This is a genomic window from Sphingomonas sp. ABOLE (assembly GCF_003950455.1).
GTDB classification, from domain to species: domain Bacteria; phylum Pseudomonadota; class Alphaproteobacteria; order Sphingomonadales; family Sphingomonadaceae; genus Sphingomonas; species Sphingomonas trueperi.
Genome location: NZ_QQWY01000019.1, coordinates 98,125 through 106,937, shown reverse-complemented (window position 1 = coordinate 106,937; position 8,813 = coordinate 98,125). Strand labels below are relative to the sequence as shown.

7 protein-coding genes are annotated in these 8,813 nt (G+C 67.7%); all 7 read right to left on the bottom strand.

The features are described from left to right. Nucleotides 1–129 precede the first annotated feature (129 nt). Complete coding sequence (locus tag CA234_RS13560; RefSeq protein WP_013039108.1) at nucleotides 130–1,425, bottom strand: hypothetical protein; 1,296 nt, start codon at nucleotides 1,423–1,425, stop codon at nucleotides 130–132. A gap of 248 nt (nucleotides 1,426–1,673) precedes the next feature. Beyond that, nucleotides 1,674–2,063: a copper-binding protein gene (locus CA234_RS13555; protein ID WP_007683329.1), complete on the bottom strand. Its 390-nt coding sequence runs from the start codon at nucleotides 2,061–2,063 to the stop codon at nucleotides 1,674–1,676. 11 nt (nucleotides 2,064–2,074) lie between these two features. Further along, entirely contained in the window at nucleotides 2,075–5,218 is a 3,144-nt protein-coding gene (locus CA234_RS13550; RefSeq protein WP_007406408.1) for an efflux RND transporter permease subunit, read from the bottom strand. Beyond that, the gene (locus tag CA234_RS13545; RefSeq protein ID WP_007406384.1) at nucleotides 5,215–6,705 is read right to left on the bottom strand and encodes an efflux RND transporter periplasmic adaptor subunit; all 1,491 of its coding nucleotides are present in this window, start codon (nucleotides 6,703–6,705) and stop codon (nucleotides 5,215–5,217) included. The genes CA234_RS13550 and CA234_RS13545 overlap by 4 nt, the downstream gene beginning before the upstream one ends. Then, nucleotides 6,702–7,964: a TolC family protein gene (locus tag CA234_RS13540; RefSeq protein WP_013039107.1), complete on the bottom strand. Its 1,263-nt coding sequence runs from the start codon at nucleotides 7,962–7,964 to the stop codon at nucleotides 6,702–6,704. The genes CA234_RS13545 and CA234_RS13540 overlap by 4 nt, the downstream gene beginning before the upstream one ends. Nucleotides 7,965–8,027: 63 nt before the next feature. Next, the gene (locus tag CA234_RS13535; RefSeq protein ID WP_007683334.1) at nucleotides 8,028–8,285 is read right to left on the bottom strand and encodes a hypothetical protein; all 258 of its coding nucleotides are present in this window, start codon (nucleotides 8,283–8,285) and stop codon (nucleotides 8,028–8,030) included. 77 nt (nucleotides 8,286–8,362) lie between these two features. Beyond that, nucleotides 8,363–8,725, bottom strand: coding sequence for a hypothetical protein (locus CA234_RS13530; RefSeq protein WP_007406428.1), 363 nt, complete (start codon nucleotides 8,723–8,725; stop codon nucleotides 8,363–8,365). Between the last annotated feature and the right edge of the window lie 88 nt (nucleotides 8,726–8,813).

Below are 8,813 nucleotides of genomic sequence, written 5' to 3'. Positions count from 1 at the left end.
CATCGCCGGATAGAACTGAGCCGTCGCCTTTCTGGCGCGACCGTAGAAGGCAGCAACAAGTAAGATCTCGCGCCGGCTATCTGGGCGAGCTTGGCGTAGGATTCCGCCCCCTCCCGCAAACGCCCCCTTTCAGGGAAGGGGGCTTGAGATCGCCTTGATGGCCTTCAATCCCGTTCCAAAACGAGCGATCGCGTCCCTGTTTCTCTCCAGCTCGCCATAGGGCAGATAGGCGAAGTCGAGATCGGCAATACGGCTGAAAGCCGGGCGACGGAGTTGCGCGCGAACGTCCTGCTCGCGCGCATTCGGTGCGACCAGGAATAGCCCGGCGGCAGCGTGCAGATCGCTCCCCGACAGCGCCAGATCGAGCATGCGCACGATCCCCGAGTAGATCGAGGTCGAATGTTCAACCTCGAACGCGGCGGCGACGCCGTCGCCACCCTTCGCCAGCCACAACACGTCGATGAGGCGGATCGAGTCCGCTCCGGGAGAGGTCGCAATGGCGTCTGGAAGGCGCTCGAGGCATCCCTGTCCAAGCGGGCAGCCAGCGTGAAGTCGACCGCGGTCATTGGCGGCGATCCACACATCGTAACCGAGGGCATGGCCGAGGTCGCGCAGCCAGGCCTGGATTTCGGCGTGCGTGCGATCGGTTTCGCCCTGCGCGGCGGCTGTCTTGTCGAGCCGGCTTGCCTCCGCTCTGGCATGTTCCAATCTGCCGAGCCAGTCGTCGGCCGCCGTTGCGTCATCCTCCAGCGGTGGCGCGGGATAGCGGCCCGAGCCAATGTCGAACAACAGTCCGCCGATCGCGCCGAGATCGTTGGAGAGCAACTCGCGGTAACGGTCGTTGAGGTCGAGGATGCCGGCGCGCATGGCGAGAAAATGATCCCATGACCCGAGCTTCACCTTGGCGCCGGTGACGGCATTGTAGCCCTTGACGATCGCGGTATTGAAGGGCGGCACCAGCGTCGGGTGAAGGAAATAGAGCAGGTTGGCCGCCGCCGGCCCCAGCCCCTTGATCTTGAGCGCGTCTATGCTGCGGATGTGGCTGATGATCTCCTCGGCGGTATCGCAGCACGAGCAATTGTCGAGCAGGCGACCGAACGCCCGCTGGTTGTCCGGGCTTTCGTAGATGTCTGGAATGCGCAGCTTGGGCTTCCACAGCCAGGCATGGTCGGCGCCCTTGAAGATCTGCCGCTGTTCGGCGATCGAGTGGACAACCGTTTCCAGTGACGAGCCGCGATAGGCGACGCCGAACCGCCCACTTTCGATTTCTGCGACCACCTGCTGCAGCCCGCGACGGATGGAGCGGAAGTTTTTCAGCCGTTCGTCCCACAGAAACCAGGAGCGATAGGTGGCGCCGGGATCGTCTCGCCAACGACGGACAAGCTCGCTCACGAGATCATGATGTGTCGCGGGTAACAAGGTCATACTGGCTGGGTCATCTAAACTGGGCTCCTTGCCGTTCAGGCTATCGCGAGCAAGGGCGGCTTGCACGTTCAATGTGCGATCCGCGAAGCGTGCTCAAATTGTCGGTGATCGCGCAGGGAAACGCCGCTGGCATTGGGCGTTGCCGGTCGCAACCGTCGACCGGGCGCACAGCCAGGCAGACGGCCGGCACGGGCGTCGCCGCCCGGGAGCGGCGACGCAACCAGCTTTTTCCGGTCGAACTTAGCGGATCACTGCTTTGCGATCGCGGTGACCTCGCCATCGCTGCCCTTGAGCGAGAGGTCGAAATCGACCTTGTCGCCGACCTTGACCGCATCGGTGATCGACGGCGCGGCCTTGAACGCCATCGTCATCGCGGGCCACTTGGCCTCCGGGATCGGACCATGATCGAGCGTGATCGTGCCTGCCGCCTTGTCGATCGCGGTGACGGTGCCATGGCCCTTGGCCTTGATCGCGGCGTTCGCGTCAGGCGCCATCGACATGTTGCCCATGTCGCCGCTCATGGTCGCGGCGGGCGCCGCCTCGTTGGTCTCAGTCGCAACGGGGGCCTCCGCCTTCTTGCCGCACGCGGCAGTCAGGGCGGCGAGGCCGAGGGCAATGGTCAGTCGTGCATGGTTCATCGTCTTCTCCTTCATGATGAAACGGGTTGAGGGATGGGATCGGTCTTGGGCCGGCGCAACAGCAGGTAGGCGGCGGGCAGGACGAACATTGAGAGCAAGGGCGCGGTCAGCATGCCGCCGATCATCGGCGCGGCAATCCGGCTCATGACCTCCGAACCCGCGCCTGATCCCAGCAGGATCGGCAGCAGGCCGGCCAGGATCACCGCCACCGTCATCGCCTTGGGACGGACGCGCAGCAGCGCGCCTTCGCGCACGGCGGCCTCGACCTCGGCAGCGTCCGGATGTGCGCCGCGCTCGGCCAGCGCGTTCTTGAGATAGATCAGCATCACCACCCCGAACTCGGCGGAGACGCCGGCGAGCGCGATGAACCCGACCCCGGTGGCGATCGACTGGTTGAACCCCAGCAGATAAAGCGTCCAGATGCCGCCGGTCAGCGCAAACGGCAGCGTCCCCATGATCAGCGCCGCCTCGTCGAAGCGGCCGAAGATGAGGTAGAGCAGCACGAAGATGATCAGCAGCGTCGCGGGCACGACCAGCTTCAAGCGGTCGACCGCGCGCTCGAGATATTCGAACTGGCCAGAGTAAGCGATGCTGACCCCAGGCGAGAGCCTGACCTGTTTCGCCACCGCACGCTGCAGATCGCCGACCACCGAGGCAAGATCGCGCCCGCGCACATCGACGTAGACCCAGGTCGAAGGCCGGGCATTCTCGGTCTTGAGCATCGGCGGTCCCTCGGCGATCGAGACGTTTGCCACGGTGCCCAAGGTGATCTGCTGGCCCGCGGGCGTCAGGATCGGTAGCGCCCGCAGCCTTTCGAGGCTGTCGCGCAATTCGCGCGGATAGCGCACGCTGATCGGATAGCGGGCGAGGCCCTCGACCGTCTCGCCGATCGTCTCGCCGCCGATCGCGCCGGAGACGATGGCCTGGACGTCGGCGATGTTGAGCCCGAACCGCGCGGCGGCGGCGCGGTCTATGTCGACATCGACATAGCGTCCGCCGGTCAGCCGCTCGGCGAGCGCCGAGCTGACGCCGGGCACGCTCCTGGCCACGGTCTCGACATCATGCGCGATGCGGTCGAGCTCGGCGAGGTCACTGCCCGACACCTTGACCCCGATCGGGCTCTTGATGCCCGTCGCGAGCATGTCGATGCGGTTGCGGATCGGCGGCACCCAGATATTGGCGAGACCCGGAAGCTTCACCCGGCGATCGAGCTCGTCGACAAGGCGTTCGGGCGTCATGCCCGACCGCCACTGGTCGCGGGGCTTGAATTGGATTGTCGTCTCGAACATTTCGAGCGGCGCGGGATCGGTCGCGGTCTCGGCGCGGCCGGCCTTGCCGAACACGCTTTCGACTTCGGGCACGGTCTTGATCAGGCGGTCGGTCTGCTGGAGCAGCTCACTCGCCTTGGCGGCCGAGAGGCCCGGCAGCGCCGAGGGCATGTAGAGCAGGTCGCCCTCGTCGAGATTGGGCATGAACTCGCCGCCGAGCCGGCTGAGCGGCCAGGCCGTGGTGGCGAACACCAGAGCCGCGATCAGCAGCACTGCCTTGGGCCGCTTCATCGTCCAGTCGATCGCGGGCCGGTAGATATTGGTGAGCCAGCGATTGACCGGATTGGCCTGCTCGGCCGGAATGCGGCCCCGGATCAGCCATCCCATCAGGATCGGCACCAGGGTCACCGACAGGATCGCGGCCGCGCCCATCGCATAGGTCTTGGTGAAGGCGAGCGGCGCGAACAGCCGGCCTTCCTGCGCCTCCAGGGTGAAGACCGGAATGAACGACAGCGTGATGATCAGCAGGCTGAAGAACAGCGCCGGCCCGACCTCGGCCGCCGCCTCGGTGACGACGATCCAGCGCATCTCGCCATCGAGATGTCTGTCCGGGTGATCCTGCTCCCAGCGTTCGATCCTCTTGTGGGCGTTCTCGATCATGACGACCGCCGCATCCACCATCGCGCCGATGGCGATGGCGATGCCGCCCAGCGACATGATGTTGGCGTTCACCCCCTGGAACCGCATTACGACGAACGCGGCCAGCACACCGAGCGGCAAGGTCAGGATCGCGACCAGCGCCGAGCGGACGTGCCAGAGGAACAGGGCGCAGACCAATGCGACGACGATGAACTCCTCGACCAGCTTGCGGGTGAGGTTCTCGACCGCGCGATCGATCAGCTGCGAGCGGTCATAGACCGTGACCACCTCGACGCCCGGCGGCAGGCTTTTCCTGAGATCGGCGAGCTTGTCCTTGACCGCCGCGATGGTCTCACGGGCGTTCTTGCCTGACCGAAGAATAACGACGCCGCCGGCGACCTCGCCTTCGCCGTTCAGTTCGGCGATGCCGCGCCGCATCTCGGGGCCGACCTGGATCGTGGCGACATCGCCGAGCCGGACGGGCACGCCGCCCGCCGCAGTCTTGAGCGGGATTGCCCGGAAATCGTCGAGCGTTTTCAGATAGCCCGAGGCGCGGACCATATATTCGGCCTCGGCCATTTCCAGCACCGAGCCGCCGGCTTCCTGATTGGCTTGGCTGATCGCCTGCACTGCCTGGGCGTGGGTTACGCCGTAGGCCGCGAGCTTCACCGGATCGAGCAGCACCTGGTACTGCTTGACCATGCCGCCGATGCTGGCGACTTCGGCCACGCCGGTCACGGTCTTCAGCTCGTAGCGCAGGAACCAGTCCTGCAACCCGCGAAGCTGCGAGAGATCGTGCCGGCCGGTGCGGTCGACCAGCGCATATTCATAGACCCAGCCGACCCCGGTCGCGTCCGGCCCGAGCGCGCTGCGGGCGCTGGCCGGCAACCGACCCTGGACCTGGTTGAGATATTCGAGCACGCGGCTGCGCGCCCAGTAGAGATCGGTGCCGTCCTCGAAGATCACATAGACGAAGCTGTCGCCGAAGAAGCTATAGCCGCGCACCGTCTTGGCGCCGGGCACCGACAGCATGGTGGTGGTGAGCGGATAGGTGATCTGGTTCTCGACGATCTGCGGCGCCTGACCCGGATAGGAAGTGCGGATCACGACCTGCACGTCGGAAAGATCGGGCAGCGCGTCGATCGGGGTCGAGCGCACCGCCCACAGGCCCGCGCCGACCAGCGCGAGCATGCCGAGCACGACGAAGAAGCGGTTCCTCACCGACCAGCGGATGAGATGGGCGATCACTGGCCCGCCACCTTCGCCATATGCCGCAGCGTCGGTCCCGCCGGGGGCCGGTCGAACCCGAACCGGACCCGGTCACCCGCCTTGAAGCCGCGCGCGATGCCCGGATTGGCGAGCGCGAAGGTCATCGTCATCGCCGGCCAGTCGAGCGCGGGAACGGGCTCGTGGCTGAGCGTCACCGAATTGGCCGTGATCCGCTCGATCTTGCCCGTCGTCTCGTACAGCGTGGCTTTCGACGCCGGCGCGGCGATGGTCGCCGATGCCGCACCGCCGCCGATCGGCCGCGCCTCGATTCCCGACAGGCTCGCCTCGGAATCGATCAGGAACTGCCCCGAGACGACGACGTTCTCGCCGGGCGACAGGCCGGCAAGGATCTCGGTCTCGCCGCCTGCCTCGCGGCCGATGCGGACCTCGGCGGGATGATAGCGCCCGTCGCCTGCGGCCAGCATGACGAGCGTGCGCCTGCCCGTGCGGATCACCGCTTCGCTCGGCACCAGCAGCGCCGGCTTGGCATCGCCGCCAAGCGCGACGCTGGCGAACATGCCCGGCCGCAACCGGCCGTCCCGGTTGGGCAGCTCGATCCGCACGGTGAGCGTGCGGCTGTCGGCCTGCGTGGTCGGCAGGATCGCGATCACCCGGCCGGCGAAGCGCTCGCCGGGGAAGCCCGCCAGCGTGGTGCTGGCATTCTGGCCGACCCGGACATCGCCCGCGCGCGCTTCGGGCACCGCGGCATTGAGCCAGACGGTGCCGAGCCCGCTTACCTGGGCGAGCGTCTGGCCCATGGCGAGCGTCACGCCGGCACGGGCGTCGAGCGTCTGGATCGTGCCCGAGATCGGCGTCGTGATCGTCACCACGCCGTTCGGGCGTCCGCTCCGCTCGACGCTGGCGATGAGGCCGTCGGACATGCCCATCAGCCGCAGTCGCTGGCGCGCGGCCGCGGTGAGGTCGGGCTTGCCGAGCCGCCTGACGCTCAGATATTCGGTCTGCGCGCCGCCCCATTCGGGCAGGAGCAGGTCCGCGATCGGCGCGCCGGCGCGGACCACGTCCCCGGGCGCTCGCGCATAGACGCGGCTCACGAACCCGCCCGAACGCGCCTGGATGACGGCGACGTCGCGCTGGTTGAAGTCGATCGTGCCGGTGACCTCGAGGGCCGAGGCAAGGCTGCCCATCTTCGCCGCGACGACCCGCAATCCCAGGCTCTGCCGCGCGGCGGGATCGACGGCGACCGTGGGGGCCGCGCCGGCGCTTCCTCCGTCCGCGTATCGCGGCACGAGCTGCATATCCATGAAGGGCGACTTGCCGGGCTTGTCGAACTTCTGGTTGGGGAACATCGGATCGTACCAGTAAAGGACTTTGCCTGCCCCGGCGGGCGTGGTCGCCTCCGATTGCGGTGCCTGGCGATGGCCAGCCCAATAGCCTGTGCCGCCGGCCAGCAGCGCGACAGCCAGGATCGATGCGCCCCAGCGCAGCGCGGATTTATCGAGCGTCATGGCCGCTCCTCCCCATAGGTGATAGTGATGCGGACCGCGTCGCGCGCGACGTCGGCTTCGCGGTTGAGCGCCTCGACCTCGGCCTCCGCGAGCCCGAGCGTCGTGAGCAGCGCGGCGCCAAGGTCGAGCTTGCCGGCGCCATAGCTGTCGCGGTCGAGCTCGGCGCGGTGCCTGGCGAGTGGCACCAGCGTCTCGCGGGCATTGCGCAACCGGGAGAGATGCATGGCATGGTCTGCGAGATCGGCGTCGAGCTGCGCCACCAGCTCGCGGCGGATCGCCTCGCGGTCGAACCGACCCCCTTGCGCAAGGCTCTCGCTTGCAGCGATCCTGGGGTTCTGGCGCTTGCCGGCGAACAGCGGCAGGTCGATCGACACGCCGACCGAGGCCATGTCGCCGTACATGGGATCGCGCCGGCCATAGGTGACGCCGACCTTCCAGTCGGGGCGCTTGTCGGCGCGCGCGAGACGCACGTCCGCTTCGGCGACTGCGATCCGCGCGTCCTGCGCGCGCAGGGCGGGAAGCGCATCGATCCCGGCCCGTAGCCGGATCGGATCGACATCGAGCATCGGCGGGTCGCCCGTCGCCTGCGGGTCGGGGTCGCCGGTATAGCGCGCGAGCCGGGCCCGCGCCTGCGCCACCACCGCAGCCATCTCGGCGCGGCGATCGGCGATGGCGGCGCGGAGCTGGTCGGGCTCGAGCGCCTGGCTCGGGCGCGCGCTGCCCGACGCCAGGCGTGCGGTCACGGTCTTCTGCAGGTCGTCGAGGCTGGCATCGAGCAGGTCGAGCTGCCGGAGCCGGCGTTCTCCATAATAGAGATCGACCCAGGCGAGGGCGGTCTCGAGCCGCACGTTGCGGCCTTCGACCAGCTCGCCCGCCTCGGCGATACCGATATCGGCCGCGGCGCGCGCGGCGCGTGCATGGCGCTTGGCGAGATTGGGGAAGGTCTGGCTGAACCCGATCGTCGCCATAGTGAAATCGTCGCGCGTGAAGCTGCCGGCATTGGGGCCGCTCACCGGGAAGTTCTGCAGGCCCAGGTCGAGCGTCGGATCGGGCAGGCGATCGGCCGCGACCGCCGAAGAGCGGGCGCCGGCTGTCGCCGCCGCGCGCGCCTTGAGGCTTGGCGCGTTGGCGGCAGCGAGCCTCACGGCCTGCTCGTAGGTGAGCGGGCCGGCCGACACCGGCACGGCCCAGGCGCTCGCAAGCGTCGCACCGATAGAGAGCAACAGGCGTCGCACAGCGCGCCTCGGCATCATGATCATGGATATCATCCCCTCATGACAGATGCGGCGCGCCAAGATGTGACGCGCCGCTCCGGAGCGGGTTTAGCCCTTGTCCGACCTGACTGCGCCGCGCATGCAGTCGGCGGCGCTTGCCTGCATCATCGCGCAATCGCAGCTGGCCATGTCCCGGCTGTCGGGCACCCATATGCGGACACGCGCAGGGCCAGTCGCCCGCGGACCATATTGCGGCGCCGACCGCCATTCCCAATGGCCTTGCGGCGTGCGGCTCGCGTCGGTTGCAAGCGCAGGCGCGGCGAGACTGAGGGCCGCCACAAGGGCGGCCGGAAGCAGTTTGATCATCACGAAAACCTTTGACTGAAAAGAAGGAAACCGGGCGCGCACGCATCGATCGATGCGCGCAGCCCGTGCTCGTTCAATCAGGCAAGGCTGGTGGGAGGATCCGGCTCGGGCGCAACCGCCTTGCCGGTCAATATCGTGTCGGTCGTCCAGAAGCTGGGCGCGTCGTAGAGACGCGCAGGCGCAACGCCGCCTGCCAGGTCCGCTGCGACCAGCGGGATCACGCACCCCATCGCGGCGATGCAATCGAGCGTCAGGCCCTTGCAGGGCTTTTCGCTGGGCGCAGGCTGCTGCTTGGCCATCATCGCCATGCAGTCCGCATCCATGCCCTTGGCCAGCGGCGCGCCTGCCGCCTGCGGCACGCTGTGCGCGGCCGCCATCTGGGCTCCGAAGAGACCGGACAGCGCTCCGATGACGAGCAGGAGGGCGAGCAGGCGTTTCACGGGCCTCGATATCTAGCGGGTTTCGCGGGCGCAGCCAACCAAAGTCTCGCGCCGCGCGGATTTTGAAGTGCTGACGGCTGATTCCGTC